This is a genomic window from Ruegeria sp. BG7 (genome assembly GCF_056535685.1).
The window spans coordinates 2,189,121-2,206,525 of the sequence record NZ_JBQFIU010000001.1 but is presented as its reverse complement, the minus strand read 5'-3'; the positions used below and the strand labels follow the sequence as shown (position 1 = coordinate 2,206,525).

At 56.7% G+C, this 17,405-nt stretch carries 17 protein-coding genes; 5 read left to right on the top strand and 12 right to left on the bottom strand.

Annotated features, from left to right (window positions below):
* The first annotated feature begins 92 nt into the window (after positions 1–92).
* Positions 93–422 carry an Hpt domain-containing protein gene (locus tag ACR3EH_RS10935; RefSeq protein ID WP_171648187.1) on the top strand — a complete coding sequence of 110 codons (330 nt, stop codon included), beginning with the start codon at positions 93–95 and terminating at the stop codon, positions 420–422.
* Here the strand turns inward: ACR3EH_RS10935 and ilvA are convergent.
* Positions 419–1,645 carry a threonine ammonia-lyase IlvA gene (gene ilvA / locus ACR3EH_RS10930; protein WP_171184643.1) on the bottom strand — a complete coding sequence of 409 codons (1,227 nt, stop codon included), beginning with the start codon at positions 1,643–1,645 and terminating at the stop codon, positions 419–421. The two genes, ACR3EH_RS10935 and ilvA, sit on opposite strands and share 4 nt — an antisense overlap.
* 58 nt (positions 1,646–1,703) lie before the next feature.
* Complete coding sequence (locus tag ACR3EH_RS10925; RefSeq protein ID WP_171184644.1) at positions 1,704–2,471, bottom strand: hypothetical protein; 768 nt, start codon at positions 2,469–2,471, stop codon at positions 1,704–1,706.
* Positions 2,472–2,612: 141 nt separating this feature from the next.
* Between ACR3EH_RS10925 and ACR3EH_RS10920 the strand changes: the two genes are divergently transcribed.
* From ACR3EH_RS10920 to ACR3EH_RS10910, 3 genes are all read left to right on the top strand, one after another.
* Complete coding sequence (locus ACR3EH_RS10920) at positions 2,613–3,839, top strand: argininosuccinate synthase (RefSeq protein WP_171092834.1); 1,227 nt, start codon at positions 2,613–2,615, stop codon at positions 3,837–3,839.
* A gap of 32 nt (positions 3,840–3,871) precedes the next feature.
* The gene (locus tag ACR3EH_RS10915; RefSeq protein WP_171184801.1) at positions 3,872–4,276 is read left to right on the top strand and encodes a DUF1810 domain-containing protein; all 405 of its coding nucleotides are present in this window, start codon (positions 3,872–3,874) and stop codon (positions 4,274–4,276) included.
* Positions 4,277–4,355: 79 nt separating this feature from the next.
* Positions 4,356–4,637, top strand: a complete 282-nt coding sequence (locus ACR3EH_RS10910; protein WP_171184646.1) for an SCP2 sterol-binding domain-containing protein — start codon at positions 4,356–4,358, stop codon at positions 4,635–4,637.
* Positions 4,638–4,639: 2 nt separating this feature from the next.
* Here ACR3EH_RS10910 and ACR3EH_RS10905 read toward each other — a convergent pair whose 3' ends face one another.
* From ACR3EH_RS10905 to ACR3EH_RS10870, 8 genes are all read right to left on the bottom strand, one after another.
* Positions 4,640–5,566: a 3-hydroxyacyl-CoA dehydrogenase NAD-binding domain-containing protein gene (locus tag ACR3EH_RS10905; protein WP_171648183.1), complete on the bottom strand. Its 927-nt coding sequence runs from the start codon at positions 5,564–5,566 to the stop codon at positions 4,640–4,642.
* Positions 5,566–6,306 (bottom strand): SDR family NAD(P)-dependent oxidoreductase, encoded by a 741-nt coding sequence (locus ACR3EH_RS10900; RefSeq protein WP_171184650.1) that lies wholly within the window; start codon positions 6,304–6,306, stop codon positions 5,566–5,568. Before ACR3EH_RS10900 ends, ACR3EH_RS10905 begins: the two co-directional genes overlap by 1 nt.
* Complete coding sequence (locus ACR3EH_RS10895; RefSeq protein WP_171675788.1) at positions 6,306–7,724, bottom strand: gamma-aminobutyraldehyde dehydrogenase; 1,419 nt, start codon at positions 7,722–7,724, stop codon at positions 6,306–6,308. Before ACR3EH_RS10895 ends, ACR3EH_RS10900 begins: the two co-directional genes overlap by 1 nt.
* Before the next feature lie 11 nt (positions 7,725–7,735).
* Positions 7,736–8,665 (bottom strand): 3,5-dioxohexanoate:acetyl-CoA acetone transferase, encoded by a 930-nt coding sequence (gene kce / locus ACR3EH_RS10890; RefSeq protein WP_171648179.1) that lies wholly within the window; start codon positions 8,663–8,665, stop codon positions 7,736–7,738.
* Entirely contained in the window at positions 8,662–9,456 is a 795-nt protein-coding gene (locus ACR3EH_RS10885; RefSeq protein ID WP_171184656.1) for an SDR family NAD(P)-dependent oxidoreductase, read from the bottom strand. Before ACR3EH_RS10885 ends, kce begins: the two co-directional genes overlap by 4 nt.
* Positions 9,453–10,988 carry a choline-sulfatase gene (gene betC, locus ACR3EH_RS10880; protein ID WP_171184658.1) on the bottom strand — a complete coding sequence of 512 codons (1,536 nt, stop codon included), beginning with the start codon at positions 10,986–10,988 and terminating at the stop codon, positions 9,453–9,455. Before betC ends, ACR3EH_RS10885 begins: the two co-directional genes overlap by 4 nt.
* Positions 10,985–12,124, bottom strand: coding sequence for an aromatic ring-hydroxylating oxygenase subunit alpha (locus ACR3EH_RS10875; protein WP_171184660.1), 1,140 nt, complete (start codon positions 12,122–12,124; stop codon positions 10,985–10,987). Before ACR3EH_RS10875 ends, betC begins: the two co-directional genes overlap by 4 nt.
* Before the next feature lie 140 nt (positions 12,125–12,264).
* Positions 12,265–13,281 carry a GlxA family transcriptional regulator gene (locus ACR3EH_RS10870; protein ID WP_171648177.1) on the bottom strand — a complete coding sequence of 339 codons (1,017 nt, stop codon included), beginning with the start codon at positions 13,279–13,281 and terminating at the stop codon, positions 12,265–12,267.
* 181 nt (positions 13,282–13,462) lie between these two features.
* Between ACR3EH_RS10870 and msrA the strand changes: the two genes are divergently transcribed.
* Entirely contained in the window at positions 13,463–14,134 is a 672-nt protein-coding gene (msrA, locus tag ACR3EH_RS10865; protein ID WP_171648175.1) for a peptide-methionine (S)-S-oxide reductase MsrA, read from the top strand.
* Here the strand turns inward: msrA and ACR3EH_RS10860 are convergent.
* Together ACR3EH_RS10860 and ACR3EH_RS10855 are read right to left on the bottom strand one after the other, a co-directional pair.
* Positions 14,131–15,003, bottom strand: a complete 873-nt coding sequence (locus ACR3EH_RS10860; protein WP_171184666.1) for a ribokinase — start codon at positions 15,001–15,003, stop codon at positions 14,131–14,133. The genes msrA and ACR3EH_RS10860 overlap by 4 nt on opposite strands.
* Before the next feature lie 3 nt (positions 15,004–15,006).
* A complete protein-coding gene (locus ACR3EH_RS10855) occupies positions 15,007–17,262 on the bottom strand; it encodes an NADP-dependent malic enzyme (protein ID WP_171092812.1) in 2,256 nt (751 codons plus the stop codon).
* Positions 17,263–17,405 lie beyond the last annotated feature (143 nt).

Genomic DNA, 17,405 nt, shown 5'->3' with positions numbered 1-17,405 from the left:
ACATGACTCACGTTCAGACATTGCCGTTAACTGGGCTTTTACCAGCCGTGGCTTACCCAGAACCTTACAGATTGGTCGACGGGTAGCGCATCATGATCCACTGGGACAGAGTCAGGCAATTGCGGGACGAAGTTGGCCCGAATGAATTTGACGAGGTGGTCGAGATTTTTCTGGAAGAGGTGCAAGAGGTCATTGCGCGCCTGCATCACGACACCAACCGGATCGAATTGGAACAAAACCTGCATTTTCTGAAGGGAAGTGCGCTCAGCCTTGGCTTCGATCAGTTCTCGAAACTCTGTCAGGACGGCGAACGGCAGGCTGCCGCAGGACAGGGAGCGGAGGTTGATCTGCCAGCTTTGTTAGCCGTTTTTGAAAGCTCGAAACTCAAATTCGTATCAGAGCTGTGCGAAAACCTGAGTTAGATTACAAACTGCGCCAGTGTCTCATCTTCGGTGATGTCGGTATAGGTGAACCCGGCCTCGTCCAGATGCGCAAACAGACGCATGAAGTTTTCAGGTTTGCGGGTTTCAATCCCGATCAGAACCGAGCCGAAATTGCGCGCTGATTTCTTCATGTATTCAAAGCGGGCGATGTCATCTTCGGGGCCAAGAATGCCCAGAAACTCTTTCAATGCCCCCGGGCGCTGCGGCAAGCGCAGGATGAAGTACTTTTTCACCCCGGAATAGCGCTGCGCGCGTTCTTTGACCTCGGGCAAACGTTCGAAATCGAAATTCCCGCCGGACGTCACGCAGACTACGGTCTTGCCGCGCACAAAGCTTTGAACATCGCCCACTGCTTCAATCGCCAAAGCCCCAGCCGGTTCAAGCACGATGCCTTCGACATTCAGCATCTCAATCATGGTGGCGCAGATACGGTCTTCGGACAGGACCAGCACATCCGACAGATGCCGCGACTTGAGCAGTTCGAACGGCTTCTCACCAATTCGTCCGACCGCCGCGCCATCGACGAAGGTATCCACATGATCCAGCGCAACGGGATGCCCTGCCGCCAAGGCAGCACGCAGACACGCGCCTCCAGCGGGCTCGACAAACAAGCAATGACTGCGATCCCCGAACCACGTCGCCACGCCGGAGGACATTCCGCCACCACCAACCGGCAAAACGACATGATCCGGTACACCGCCCAGTTGCTCTTCGATCTCAACCGCCAATGAGGCCTGACCTTCGATTACATCCGCGTCGTCAAACGGTGACAGGAAATGCCCGCCCTGCTGTGTGCACCAAGCTTGGGCAGCAGCCAGCGTGTCATCAAAATAATCGCCGGTCAGGTGAATCTCGATATTGTCGCCGCCAAAGATTCGGGTCTTTTGGATTTTCTGCTGTGGCGTCGTGACCGGCATGAAGATCACGCCTTTGACCCCCAGATGCTTGCACATGAACGCCACGCCCTGCGCGTGATTACCCGCACTGGCACAAACGAACAGATCCTGGCCCTGCTGCTTGCGCATCGCATTGAACGCGCCCCGGATCTTGTACGACCGCACCGGGCTGAGGTCTTCGCGTTTGAGCCAGATGTCCGCACCATAACGGTCGGACAAATGGGCGTTCCGCTGCAACGGCGTTGCTGGAAACACAGAGCGCATCGCCTGTTCGGCGGCGCGGGCGCGGGTCATGAAATCAGTCATGACCGTTTCACTGCCGCATCACCGCGTTAAGGGCAAGGAATACATATGTGTACGCGGGTCAGGAGAGTTCGCGTTTTTCGATGAACACGCCGTACATGGTTGTAAAAATGCTGACATTGATCATCGGAAGGATAAGCGTGCCGAAAAACACGGTCAGCAATATCCCCAGAACCGGAATGAAGGCCAGCAATGTAAAAACAAGCTGAACAGCAAACTGAAACAGAAAGGCTACGATGAGCAGGACTAGAATCGCACCGGCAGTTCCTGCTGTGTTTTTCCAAGCTTCGCCAAGTGTTATGGGGCTGCCAATAGCTGCTGCGGGCAAAATAATGGAAAGACGATACAAGCAAACGGCCAGAAACAGAAGATATGCAACAAGCAATAGAATTCCGAGAACAGGCGAACTTTGAACGAAAGTGCCGAGAACCACGCCACCCGGAAGCCACGCGATTGCCATCAATAGTACAAGCAATATAGCGCGCCCGAAATATGCGAGAATTCGGTCAGAACGGAATGTTGGCAATATACCGTTGGGATACTCTTCCAGCAGAATGAACCTGTGCCACGACACCGCAATCCAGAACATGGTTACAAAGATCACCGCAATCAGCCCAAAAACCAAAAGCAGGATAGAGCCAGGCGACGTGCCGGGCGGCAATTCTCCCGTTTCTGCTTCAAACGCTTCCAGCGGAACGCCTGACACCATGAACAATGCGACAATCAACGCGGTGGCAATCAACGCAGGACCAAATGTGATCTGTAGCACCTGCTTGAGATTTCCAAAAACCATCCGCACCGAATGCACAAAAATCTGCCATCCCAACATCCGAATACTGCCCCTTCAACCAAACATTGTTTTAATTGCGTATGTTTCACCTTAATTCCCGCTCTGCGTCAATCCACACAGCTTGCCCCCGCGTTCAAAACCCGCTAGGGGCCAATCGTTCTACGCATAAAGGGAAGTCAGATGTCCGCGCCCAAGAAAGTTGTTCTGGCCTATTCCGGTGGCCTTGATACCTCGATCATTCTGAAATGGCTGCAGACCGAGTATGGGTGTGAGGTCGTGACCTTCACCGCCGATCTGGGTCAGGGAGAAGAGCTAGAGCCCGCACGCCAGAAGGCCGAGCTGCTGGGGATCAAGCCCGAGAACATCTATATCGAGGACATCCGCGAAGAATTTGTACGCGACTTCGTGTTCCCAATGTTCCGCGCCAACGCGCAGTATGAAGGGCTGTATCTGCTGGGTACGTCCATCGCGCGCCCGCTGATCTCGAAACGTCTGGTTGAGATCGCCGAAGCCACCGGCGCCGATGCCGTGGCCCACGGCGCGACCGGCAAGGGCAACGATCAGGTGCGGTTCGAACTGGCAGCATACGCGCTGAACCCCGAAATCAAGGTCATTGCCCCCTGGCGTGAATGGGACTTGACCAGCCGCACCAAGCTGCTGGAGTTCGCCGAACAAAACCAGATCCCGATTGCCAAGGACAAGCGCGGCGAGGCGCCCTTCTCGGTCGATGCGAACCTGCTGCACACCTCGTCCGAGGGTAAGGTTCTGGAAGACCCTGCCGATATGGCACCCGACTATGTCTATCAGCGCACCGTCCACCCCGAGGATGCGCCAAACGAGCCCGAGTTCATCGAGATCGGCTTTGAAAAAGGCGACGCGGTCAGCATCAATGGCGAGGCGATGAGCCCGGCCACCATCCTGACCAAGCTGAACGAATATGGCGGCAAGCACGGCATTGGCCGTCTGGATCTGGTCGAAGGCCGCTTCGTGGGCATGAAGTCGCGCGGCATCTATGAAACACCGGGCGGCACCATCCTGCTGGAAGCGCATCGCGGGATCGAATCCATCACCATGGACCGCGGCGCGATGCACCTGAAAGACCAGCTGATGCCGCAATATGCCGAGCTGATCTATAACGGCTTCTGGTATTCGCCCGAGCGTGAGATGCTGCAAGCCGCCATCGACAAATCGCAAGAGCACGTCACCGGCACCGTTCGTGTGAAGCTGTACAAGGGTCTGGCCTCGACCGTTGGACGCTGGTCGGATCACTCGCTGTATTCCGAGGCGCATGTGACATTTGAGGAAGACGCTGGTGCATACGATCAGACAGACGCAGCCGGTTTCATCCAGCTGAACGCCCTGCGCCTGAAACTGCTGGCCGCACGCGACAAGCGTTTGTCCAAGTGATCGACGACGACGATACCGACGACGAACTCGATATGTTCATCGAGGCGCAGGACACGGTTTGGGCCGATGTCCTGCGTGAATTGGAACAGGGGCAGAAAACCAGCCACTGGATGTGGTTTGTGTTTCCGCAACTGGCCGAGCTGGGCCAATCCCATATGGCGCAGCTTTACGGCATCGAAGATCTGGACGAAGCAACGAGCTATCTGGCCCACCCCGAACTGCGCCGTCGGCTGACAGAAGCGGCGTCGCTGATGCTGTTGCACAAAGGGCGAGATGCGGCTGACGTCCTGGGTGGGGTTGATGCAAAGAAGTTGCGATCTTCGATGACGCTGTTTTCTTCTGTCGCGGATGCTCCGGTCGAATTTCAGGCCGTTCTCGACGCCTTTTACGATGGTCAAGCCTGTGATCGGACAACCCAGATACTTGGTGCGTCATAAAGCCAAGCTCCCGTTGGGTCAGCCTTGCCTGCGCGCCGTCTGACCCTTTACGCATTCGGAAACTGCGAAAGGAACCCGGATGCTTCAAGACATCGCTGATGGAATTCAAAAGGGCCTGAACGGCAAAACCTTTGATGGCTCGTTGAAATTCGACTGTGGCGCAGACGGGGTGATTGTTCTGGCCGACAATCAGGCCACGACGCAGGATCAGGACACGGATTGCACCATCCGTATCTCACAAGACAACCTGACCAAGCTGCTGACCGGGAAACTGAACCCGATGACGGGTGTCGCTATGGGCAAGCTCAAGATCTCGGGCAATATGGGCGTCGCGATGAAGCTGGGTCAGCTGTTGGGCTAAGTTCAGCGCAAATCTGCAATAGATTTCTGCATCGCCAGGATCAAAGCGTCCCGTTGCCCGGACAGCTCGGCTTGGGTTTTCCCTGCGGCCTCATCTTTCACACCATCAGCAAGTTGCTGAGCGACTTCATCTGTTAAATAGACCTGACCCAGATCGTCCCACCAGCCGTTGAACGTATCGGTAAAGTGGTCGCAGAACGCCTTCAACCCACCTTCCCCCGCGCCGAGATTGAATAACATGGTCGGCCCCATCGCCGCCCACCTGACACCCGGTCCGGCCCAGACGGCCTTGTCCACGTCCTCAACTGATGCAACCCCCGAAACAACAAGGTGGATTGCTTCACGCCACAACGCGGCTTGCAGCCGGTTGGCAACATGGCCGGGCACCTCTTTGTTGACCCGGATCGTGGTCTTGCCCACGCTTTCATAAAACGCCTGCGCCACGTCAACGACGCCATCGGCGGTTTTTTCATTCCCCATCACCTCAACCAGCGGTATCAGGTGCGGTGGATTGAAGGGATGCCCTAACACAAAATGCGACGGGTCAGACCAGCCGGGCTGCATTTGCCCCAGAGTTAGACCCGATGCAGAGCTGGCGACGATCGCGCCCGTGGACAAAGCTGGCTCAATCTCGGCAAAGGTTGCATGTTTGATCTGCAAACGCTCAGGCACGTTTTCCTGAACAAATCCCGCATCAGCCACTGCGGCAGCAGCGCTTGAATGAAACGTGATGGCGTCCGGGTTTCCGTTGCCCGTCAGACCTAAGGCATCCAGTGTCGGCCATGCATTTTCTACATACTGGCGTACTTTCTTTTCGACGTCCGGGTCAGGATCAAAAAGGGCAACAGAACGCCCGGATGCAAGAAAAAGCGCCGCCCAACTGGCACCAATGACGCCTCCGCCCAAGCAGGCCGTGTGTTGTATTTCCATCAGAACAATCCCGGGTTCAAAGGTGAAGCTGCCGTCATGCCGCCATCCACGGTGAAAAGCTGACCTGTCGCAAAGCTTGCCTCATCCGAAGCCAGCCAGACCGCCATACTCGCGATATCCTCGGGCTTGCCAAAGCGGCGCGCCGCATGGCGGGCGATTGCATCCCTTCGCGCGGCGTCGGGGTCGTTAGCCAGCTCGAACCCGGCGTCCAGCATTCCTGTTTCAATCCATCCGGGGCAAATTGCGTTGCAGCGGATCTTTGGCCCGTGATCGACCGCAATAGAACGGGTCAAGCCATGCACAAATGCCTTGGACGCGTTGTAAAGCGCCATGGACGGATCGGCGATATTCCCTGAAATAGAGCCTATATTAATGATCGCAGCGCCCTCATCCATCCGAGGTATGTAAGCCCGGCACATATTGAAGACGCCCTTGCAATTGGTGCCTATCACAGCGTCCCAATCCGCATCCGAGCTGTCTGGAACAGTCTTTTCAACCTGCACACCAGCATTATTCACCAGAATGTCGGTGCCATCTGTGGCTTCGGCCAACGCTTCGACGGCGTCCGTGTCCGTGACATCCAGCGGATACCAGATGATGTCGTCAGCCAGCCCATCGGGCCGCGCCCCGCGCCCGCATGTCGTCACTGTTGCGCCTTCACGGCGAAAGGCCTCGACTATTCCGCGACCAATGCCTTGCCGCCCACCTGTCACCAGCGCTCTTTTCCCAGCCAACCGCATCAGTGTGCCACCATCACATGGCGCACGGACGTATAAGCATCCAGCGCATAAACCGACATGTCACAACCCGTGCCAGACCCTTTCATCGCAGCCCAGGGCATTTCCGCCGCTGGCATTCCGTGCGTATTCACCCAGGTCATGCCGTACCGCAGCTGCGCCGTCATTTTCATCGCGGTCGAGACATCTTTGGTCCAGACAGACGACGCCAACCCGTACCGCCCCGCGTTTGCAATCCGAAGGGCTTCGTCCGCCTCGGTAAATCGCGACAGAGTCACGACCGGGCCGAACACCTCGCTACACGCGATCTCAGCGTTATTATCCACATTTGCGACGACGGTCGGCTGATAGAAGAACCCTTCCCCTTCACCAACCTTGCCACCTACGGCGATTTCAGCGCTGCTGCGGGCGCGGTCGACAAATCCCGCAACCCGGTCCCGTTGGGCTGTTGATACGATAGGCCCCATTTCTGTGCCTTCGGCCTTTGGCGCACCGATCCTGATCTGACCAACCTGATCAGCGACGGCAGCAACCACTTTGTCGTATACATCATCCTGCACCATCACCCGACAGGGCTGCGCACAATCCTGACCTGCGTTGAAGAACGAACCGTATCGGATCGTCTCGGCCACGGCGTCGATATCAGCATCATTGAACACGATGACCGGTGCCTTGCCCCCAAGTTCCAGATGTACATGGCGGATCTGGTTGGATGCAGCCCGCATCGCGGCCATTCCGGTCGCAGGTGAGCCGGTGATTGAGATCCCTTCAATCCGAGGGTCATTGATCAGGCTGTCACCAACCGACATGCCCCGACCATGGACTACGTTCAACACACCTTTGGGCAATACATCTGCCAGCAACTCTGCCAGCCGCAGCGTGGCCAGCGGCGTGATTTCGGATGGTTTCATAACAATGGTGCAGCCCGCCGCCAGGGGGGCAGCGATCTTCCATGCCGCCATCATAAGCGGATAGTTCCATGGCGCGATGGAAGCCACTGGGCCAATCGGATCCTTGCGGATCATTGACGTGTGGCCCGTCGCGTATTCTCCGGCCACCGACCCGCTTATCGTGCGCGCGGCACCGGCCATGAAACGGAAAGTGTCGATGGTCAGAGGCATCTCTTCATCGCGGGCCATCGGCCATGGCTTGCCAACATCAAGCGTCTCTAACTCGGCCAATTCATCGATGTTTTCTTCCATTACATCCGCAATCGCGTGCAGATATCCCGACCGTTCGGAAGGCGAAACAAGCCGATAGGCGTCAAAGGCTTCATGGGCAGCACGCGTTGCAGCTTCGATCTGCTCAGGCGTCGCTTCGGGCACATGGGCCACGGTTTCACCGGTAGATGGATCCAGAACGGGCAGAGCATCGCCCTGACCTTCTACCATCTGTCCGTCAATCAGCATCTTTGTCTGCATGTCGTCCCCCGTCAAAAAGCTGTCTGGTCGTTGCCCTTCAGACCCAGCCGTTGGCGGGCCTCGTCCGGTGTAGCGACTGTCAGGCCAAGATTTTCGATGATTGAGCGAATCTTGCGGACCTGATCAGCGTTGGACTTCGCTTTTTCGCCGGGCCCGATGTAAAGGCTGTCTTCCAGCCCAACCCGTACATTGCCACCAAGGATCGCAGCCTGTGTCGTGAAGGCCATCTGGTGGCGACCTGCGGCCAGCACCGACCATTCATAGCTGTTTCCAAACAACTTTTCGGCAATTGTGTGCATGTGCATCAGGTTGTCGGGATCAGCCCCCACGCCACCCAGAATGCCAAACACCATCTGGATGAAAAACGGCGGTTTCACCCAGCCTTGATCTACCACCCAAGCCAGGTTGTAGAGGTGCCCCAGATCGTAGCATTCAAACTCGAACTTCGTGCCGTGACCTTCACCCAGTTCCTTCATCGCATATTCGATATCGGCAAACGTGTTGCGGAAAATGAAGTCGCGGGTCATGTCCAGAAACTCAGGTTCCCAGTCATGTTTCCAGCCTGAATATTTCTGCATCATAGGGAAGATGCCGAAGTTCATCGAGCCCATGTTCATGCTGGCCATTTCGGGGCTGGCCCGTAGTGCCGCACGCAGGCGTTCTTCGCGGGTCATGCCCAACCCTCCACCGGTTGAGACATTCATCACAGCACCGGTTGCTTGTTTGATGCGAGGCAGGAACTGCATAAAAAGGTCAGGGTCCGGATCTGGTCGACCGTTTTCCGGATTGCGGGCATGAAGATGGATGATCGAAGCCCCGGCCTCGACGGCACCAATACTGGCCTCGGTGATTTCGTTTGGCGTGATGGGCAAGTGTTCTGACATGGTCGGCGTATGAATCCCACCAGTTGGAGCACATGTAATGATAACCGGTTTGCTCATAGCTTCATCTGCTGGACTTGCGCGCTCAGCCCTCCGTCCAGAACCCAAAGTTGACCGCTTGCATAGCGCGCCTCGTCCGAAGCCAGCCAATTCACCAGATTGGCGATATCATCCGGCGTGCCATAAGTGCGCATCGGGTGCACGTCACGCACGGCTTGCTGTAACTGGTCAATGGTCTTGCCGCCGCCACCCGAGCCATCGCCCGTGAAGAAGCTTTGCAACATGGGTGTGTCGACATAGCCGGGGCATATGGCATTCACGCGAATACCCTCCGGCCCGTGATCACACGCCATCGCACGCGTCAAGGCATGAACCGCACCTTTGGTCGCGCAATAGGCTGCAAGGCCGGGGTCCGCAATGAACCCATCGTAACTCCCGAAATTGATAATCGAGGCTGATGTTCCCGACGCGGCCCCTTTGCGCAACAGCGGCAACGCGTGTTTTGAGGTCAAAAACGTGCCCGTGACATTCACAGCGAAGGACAGGTTCCATTCCTCCAACGTGGTCTGTTCAATCGTCTTTTCAATCTCGATGCCAGCGGCGTTAACCAAAACATCCAATTGGCCAGCCTCGGCCCCAACCTGTTCCATCGCGGCTATTGCATCAGCTTCTTGCGTGACGTCCAGTTTCACAAAGATGCTGCCGTCGTCGTCATGGGCTGACAAGGATCCTTCGGGCGTCAGATCAGCCGCGTAAACCCGCGCGCCTTCGCGCAGAAAACGTGCCACGATCGCGCGCCCGATCCCGCCGCGCCCACCGGTTACAAGCGCTGTTTTGCCGACCAGCATCATTCTTTGGTCTCCTTCAATGGCGGATAGCGATAGCGAGTCGCTGCAACCGTCCAATCCATGTGATTGCGTACATATTCCTGCGTTGCGTCGCGCGGCGGGGTGTAATCCCAGGCCTCTCCGGCACCCGCCTCCATCGCGGCGTGCAAGGTGCGCCGGGACTTTTGCGTCGCAATGACATCCGCACGTAGGCTTTCGCTGTTCCAACGTCGCGCCACGTCTTCAGCAAACTGTGCGGACTGTTCAGCGTAAGCCGGGTCATCTGCCACATTCACCTTTTCCAACGGATCCCTGAACAGGTCATAAAGCTGAGGTGGGTCCGGGTCGCAGTGAATATACTTCAACGGGCCGCGTCGGATCATGAATACCGGATAAGGCGTCATCTCGGCGCAATACTCACCGATGGCTTCATCCACAGGGTCAGATTCTCCGCGCGCAAGAGGCATCAAGGATCGGCCATCAATCGGTTCCCCGAAGATCGCGTCAGAACCGCCGGCGATGTCCACGAATGTAGGCAGAAGATCGAGCAGGGAACAGGCGTTGGCAGCCCAGCCTTTGGCAACACCGGGACCCGCCATGATCAGCGGCACTCGGGCCGAGTGTTCAAAGAAATTCATCTTGTACCACAACCCACGCTCACCCAGCATATCGCCGTGGTCTGCGGTGATGATGACGATGGTATTGTCTAACGCACCGATGTCTTCCATGGCTTTGACCATCGCGCCGACCTTGCTGTCAAAGTAACTGACATTGGCCAGATAAGCGCGACGCGCGCGGCGGATTTCTTCCTCGGTCAGAGGGACATAGCTTGCCTCGATCCCATCCATAACTCGACGTGAAAACGGGTCTTGCTCCTCGGGCGTCAGTGTAAACTCCGGCATCGGGACGTCTGCGTCGGAATACAGGTTCCACCATTCCGGTTTGGCCACATAGGGGTCATGGGGATGAATGAAGCTGGCCACCATACAGAACGGAGCATTATCCCCAGCCGCCCGATCGCGGCCCCTGTCGATCAACCAGCGACGCGCGGCAAATTCGACCTCGTCGTCATAATCCGTCTGGAAGGTAGCGACTGCCTCGCCACTTTCCTTGACCGTTTGCATGTTGTGATACCATTTTTCGATCCGTTCATCCGGGGCTTCCCAGTCCGGGGTCCAGGCAAAGTCGGCGGGGTAAATGTCGGTTGTCACACGGTCCTGAAACCCGTGTTTCTGATCCGGCCCAACAAAATGCATCTTGCCCGACAGGCAGGTCCGGTAGCCTAACGCCTTTAGGTAATGCGCAAAGGTCGGGACCGATGCGCGAAACTCGCTGGCGTTGTCATAAGCAGCGATCCGGCTGATCAGCTGCCCGGACATGAACGCAAATCGGGACGGCGCGCAGAGGGGTGAGTTGCAATAGGCCGCGTCAAATCGCATCCCGCGCGCGGCAAGCGCGTCGATGTTCGGGGTCTTGACCGTTGGATGGCCGTACGCGCCGCAAAAATGCGGCGCCAGTTGATCGGCCATAATCACAACGATGTTCGGCCGTGTCACGGTGCGGCCTTTGCATATGCATCCAATACAAGCCCGTGGAAATGATGCACCGCATGTTCTGATTTGCCCGAACCATTAGGATCATGCACGATCCGACCTTGCGTAAACGCCGGGGTGTTCATCCCGCGTTGAACGCTTTCGACAATGTCGATGTCTTCGCGTTGCAGAACCTCATCAAGATACCGGATTGCTTCCAGCTCGGCCTCATCAGGTTCCGGGGTTTCAAGGAAGAAATCATAGGTTTCGAGCGTTCGGTCAGGACCTATCGGGATGATATTCAGCACGATCATCGAAGACCGCCCCGGGTAGCGCATCAGACATGTCGTGGGCCACAACCACCAAACTGCATGGGTTCGTACTGTGGCATTGGACACGTCATAAGCGGTGTTGGCACCCTTACCCGCCTCGGCCATATGGCTGGAGTAGATGCCGTATGTAGTCACCTTGTAGGTGTCCATATCGACCAGATCACAGAAATCCTTGTGCGCTGTCGGGCAGTGATAGCATTCAAGGAAGTTGTCGACGACGTTCTTCCAGTTCGACTTGATGTCATAGGTCAGGCGGTGACCAAATGTCAGTTGCTCGATATCCGGTGCCCAGTGGCGGATTTCGGTTTCCAGATTCCCGGAAACTTCGCGCAAAGGTGCTGCGTTAGGGTTTAAGTTGACGTAAATAAACCCCGCAAACTCTTCGACCTGTACTTGGTCCAGGCAGATATCCGATGTTTTAAAATTAACCAGGTTCTCAGTCTCGGGCGCACGCACCAATTGGCCGTCCAGTTTGTAAACCCATGCGTGATACGGGCACATGATGCGTGTGGTTTCGCCCTCGCCCGACAGCAAATGATGGGCGCGGTGTTTGCAGACATTATAGAACGCACGCAGTGTGCCCTCGCGGTCGCGCACGACAGCAATCGGACGTCCGGCGATTTCGACGGTTGTGTATGACCCCGGAGCGCGCAGCTTTTCAACGTGGCACACCCATTGCCATGTCTTGGCTAGCACTTCGTTTTGATCGACCTGATACCAGGACGGATCGACATAGGCTTCGGCCTTCAGGGAACTGGTATTGAAAGGATCGGTGCTAAAACCATCGGAAATCCGCTCGAACTGGGTTTTGGACGGCAGCTGGCTCATGGGTGGCTCCACAGCTCAGGGACAGGCTTTGCCCCAATGATTGACGTGTGGCGCGTATGATCTTCTGAGTCTTTGCTCGTTACTTGACTTTTTCCGCCCTATTGTTTTCTATTTTGGCCAAATTGGTGATTCCGAAGGTGTCAATCTTTGGGCTTGCGATGCATTGGCCAGGCGCGGAATTCGAATGGAACCCTGCCCTCGACCCGGTCGCGCGTCGGGGGCAGGCCAAATCTTTCTTTATAAGCCCGGCTGAAATGCACGGGGCTGGAAAAACCCGACGCCAGAGCGACCTCTGCAATGGGAAGCTCGGTCTGCGTGACCAGGCCACGCGCCCGATCCAAGCGAATGTCACGATAGTAAAGCGCGGGCGTTTTCTTGATGTAGGTCGCGAACAGCCGATCCAGTTGGCGATGAGAGATTCCCGCGCGCTTGCAAATCTGGGGAACGGGAATCGGTTCCTCAAGATTGGCCTCCATCACCTGAATCGCCGTTTTAAGCTTGGCAGGCACTGTCGTTCCCAAAGGCTCGGTTCTTTGGGGCTGTTGTTGTTCGGCAGGGCCGCGCAAACGGTCGTGAAACACGTATCTGGCTGCAGCGTTGGCAAGCGCGCTGCCATGTATCCCCTGAAGGATTTGCAACCCAAAGTCAGTTGCTGCAGACCCACCGCAACACGTAAGCCGATTGCCGTCCATAACATAGAGATTCTCAACAACCTCTACCTCTGGATAAAGCTCCTGCAAGGCATCGATATGCTCATAATGAACGGTGGCGCGCCGTCCGCTCAACAACCCGGCCTGCGCCAGTATGAAGGCGCCCGTATCCAAAGCGCCCAAAGTCGCGCCGCTGCGCGCAAGTTGGCGCAAAGCTGTTCCCAGTTTGGACGTCAGGTGCCGTTCCGGTGTCCAACTGGAAGATACAATGACAATGTCGGCCTCGGTGAACGAAAGCGCGTCAAGCGATTGAGTTTCGATGCCAGCACCGTTGCTGGACACACAGAAACCACCTGCTTCTGACACGAAGTCCCATTTGAAATAAGGCTTTCCATCCAGATAGTTGGCGGCGCGAAACGGATCTATGAACGCCATGGTGGCCGCCATATTGAAGCTGGGCGCAACTATGACCAGCACGCGCGTCGAAACCTGCATCTCCTGTGTCATCGATCCTGAATCCAACCTTGCATCACCACATCTCAGAAAAGGTCTTTTGACTGCGATACACAAGGTTTCTTCGGACTTGGCTGAATTTGATAAACTCGCCTCACCAGCGCGTGACATGGGATGTCAGGCAATTGCATGTTGATCCAAGTCGGGTCACCTTGGTCGTGAAAGGAGACCTGACATGACACGGACTGCTTACCTCGACACGCTAAAACCAGCCCTTCTGTTCACGCTGATCGCACTGGCGGCGATGTTGCGCGCTTTGCCCGCGCCGGCGGCAGGAACAGAAACTCTGACAGTAGCCGGAGGATGTTTCTGGTGCGTTGAATCTGATTTTGAGTCTGTCCCCGGCGTCATCGAGGCTGTTTCAGGCTATACCGGCGGCAAATCAGCAAATCCCACCTATGATCAGGTCTCAAAAGGAGGAACCGGCCATTATGAGGCGGTTCAGATCACGTTCAATCCAGCTCAAGTCTCACGTGAAACGCTTCTGAACATGTTCTTCCGCTCGGTCGACCCCACAGATGCCGGGGGTCAATTCTGCGATCGCGGTGATAGCTACCGCACTGCAATATTCGTCTCTAACACAGGGGAAAAAGCTTTGGCCGAGAAGGCAAAAGCAGATGCGCAGCGGGCCTTGGGCCAGACAGTGGTAACACCAATCCTCAGCGAAGGAACTTTTTACCCAGCCGAGGCGTATCATCAGGATTACTACAAGGGGAACAAACTGATCTTCACCCGCTTTGGGCCCAAGCGACAGCACAGTGCGTACAAAGCTTACCGCAAAGCCTGCGGCCGTGACGCACGCGTCAAACAGCTTTGGGGTTCTGACGCGCCGTTTGTCGGATCTTAGTCAAAGGACGCGTCGCGCACCTCTTTTAAATCGGGGATAACATCAGCCGTTCCGTGCCGCGTGACCATCAGGGCCGCGGCGCGGTTTGCTTGCAGAATAGCCTGTTCCATCGGCATCCCACGATCCATGCCTGCCAGTACATAGCCGGTGAACGTATCGCCCGCCCCCGTGGTGTCGACGGCCCGCACCTTTTGCGCTTCGAACTCGACCGGATCACTGCCATTCTGCAAATACCGCGCGCCTTTTGAACCCAGCGTGACAATCACGTGCCGCACTGGCAGGTCAGCGGCATTTAACCCGGTTTCCTGACGTAGCTGGTCAGCCTCGACCTCGTTGAGGATCAGAAAATCCAGATAAGGCAGAACCGCCTTTACCGCCTGGGCCTGAAACGGAGCAGCGGCATAGCACACGGTCAATCCCATCCGGTGCCCCAACTGCGCGGCTTCAACCTGTGCGTTGGTTTCATTCTGCAGGATCAGCAGGTCACCCGTGCTTGCCGACGACAGAGCTTGTCCCAGATCGCTGACCTCTAACGCATGATTGGCACCGGGATACAGGATGATCAGGTTTTCGCCCTCAGCATCCACGGCAATAATCGCGTGCCCGGTTGGTACATCTGCCTCTGAAATATAACGCGTATCCACGCCATATTCAGTCAATCGGTCTTTCGCCCAGCGCCCATCATGGCCGACAGCGCCAATATGGCTGACACGCGCACCCGCCCGTGCCGCTGCAACCGACATATTGGCCCCCTTGCCGCCCAGAAACCGGTCCAGTCCAAGGGCGGCCAGAGTTTCCCCCGGCGCAGGCAAATGCGGCAGGTCATAAACCATATCCGCGTTGATCGAGCCGAGGTTCCAGATCGTCATGACTTATCCAATATCGCATGAGGCCAGAATGGCCATGTTGAGAATGTCATTCGCAGTCGAGACGGTGGAACAGATCTGAATTGGCTTATCCACGCCCGACAGGATCGGGCCAATCACGGTCGCGCCACCCATTTCCTGCATCAGCTTGGTTGAGATCGAGGCTGAGTGCCGCGCCGGAACGATCAAGATGTTCGCCGGACCTGTCAGACGCTGGAAAGGATAAGCTGCTTGCTGATCCACGTTCAGGGCCACATCAACCGTCATTTCGCCTTCATACTCGAAATCCACGCCGCGCTGGTCCAACACTGCGGGCGCGCGGTGCATCTTTTCGGCGCGTTCCGAGACCGGGTAACCAAAGGTCGAGAAACTGACAAACGCAACCCGTGGCTCCAGACCCATGTGTCGGGCGACGGCTGCGGAACGCTCGGCGATATTGGCCAGATCGTTTTCGTCCGGCCATTCATGCACTAGGGTGTCCCCAATCAAGACAATCCGACCTTTATGCAAGAGGGCCGTCACACCAGCAGCCCCGTGCGCAGCATCGGCATCAAAGACGTGGTTGATCCGGTCCAGCACGTGGGCCGACTTACGCGTCGCGCCCGTGACCAGCCCATCCCCGTGACCATGTGCCAGCATCAACGAAGAAAACACATGCCGATCCCGTGCGGCAAGACGGTGAATGTCCTTGCGGTCAAAACCCTTACGCTGCAGGCGCTCATAGAGGAAATTGGAATAGGTTTCGAGATGGCTGGTATTTGCGGCGTTCACAACCTCGATTTCTCGTACCGCATCCCCAAGACCTGTGGCTTCCAGCTTGTCTTTGACGTCATCTGCCCGACCGACCACAAGCGCTTTACCAAAGCCTGAACGCTGATACATGACCGCAGCGCGCAGCACCCGTGGATCGTCGCCCTCGGCAAAGATCATCCGGCTTTGGGCCTGACGCGCACGGGCGTTCAAACCGCGCAGGATGCTCGCGGTCGGATCCATGCGAGATTTCAGGCTTAGTTCATACGCGTCCATATCAATGATCGGACGCCGCGCTGCACCAGTATCCATTCCGGCCTTGGCAACGGCTGGTGGAATACGGTGGATCAGCCGCGGGTCAAACGGTGTCGGGATGATATAATCGCGCCCGAACGTCAGAGATTTGCCATAGGCCATGGCGACCTCATCCGGTACATCCTCGCGCGCCAGATTGGCGAGCGCATGGGCGCAGGCAATCTTCATCTCGTCATTGATGGCACGGGCATGGATGTCCAAAGCGCCACGAAACAGATAGGGGAAGCCAAGCACGTTGTTGACCTGATTGGGGTAATCGCTGCGCCCGGTGGCAACGATAGCATCCACGCGAACCTCGTGCGCTTCTTCCGGCGTGATCTCGGGGTCAGGGTTCGCCATCGCGAAAATCACCGGGTTGTCCGCCATGCTGGCGACCATTTCTTGTGTGACCGCGCCTTTGACCGACACGCCAAGAAACACATCCGCGTCCTTCATCGCATCTTCCAGCGTACGCAAATCCGTGGTGATGGCGTGGGCGGACTTCCACTGGTTCATACCTTCGGTCCGGCCCTGATAAATAACGCCTTTGGTGTCACAGACGATGCAATTCTCGTGCCGTGCGCCCATCGCTTTCAGCAACTCGATACAAGCGATCCCTGCCGCGCCCGCACCGTTCAGGACAATCTTTACATCCTCGATCTTCTTGCCCGAGATGTGCAGCGCATTCAGCAAACCCGCAGCACAAATCACGGCCGTGCCATGCTGGTCATCATGGAAGACAGGGATATCCATCTCTTCCTTCAGGCGCTGCTCGATGATGAAACATTCGGGCGCTTTGATGTCTTCCAGATTGATGCCACCAAAAGTCGGTCCCATCAGACGCACCGCACGGCAGAACTCATCCGGGTCTTCGGTGTCCAGCTCGATGTCGATCGAGTTCACATCAGCGAACCGCTTGAACAGAACGGATTTCCCTTCCATCACCGGTTTTGAGCCCAGCGCGCCAAGGTTTCCCAGACCAAGTACCGCCGTCCCGTTCGAGATCACAGCCACCAGATTGCCCTTGTTGGTATAGTCATAAGCAGTCTCAGGCGCTTCGGCGATGGCTTCACAGGGAACAGCCACACCGGGGCTGTAAGCCAGTGACAGGTCTCGCTGCGTGGTCATGGGAACAGTGGCTTGCACTTCCCATTTGCCGGGGGTGGGGTCCAGGTGAAAGGCCAGCGCCTCTTCTTTGGTGATCTTCGCTTTGGGCATCGGAAATGTCGTTTCTTTGCATCTGTTGGGCTGTTGCCTCATAGCGCAGGCAGGGGCGCGCCTCAACGACAATACGTTTTCGCCTTTCGTCGCAGGGGCCGGGTTTGTAAGGTCACGCCCGGAAACGCCAAAAGGGGGCCGCC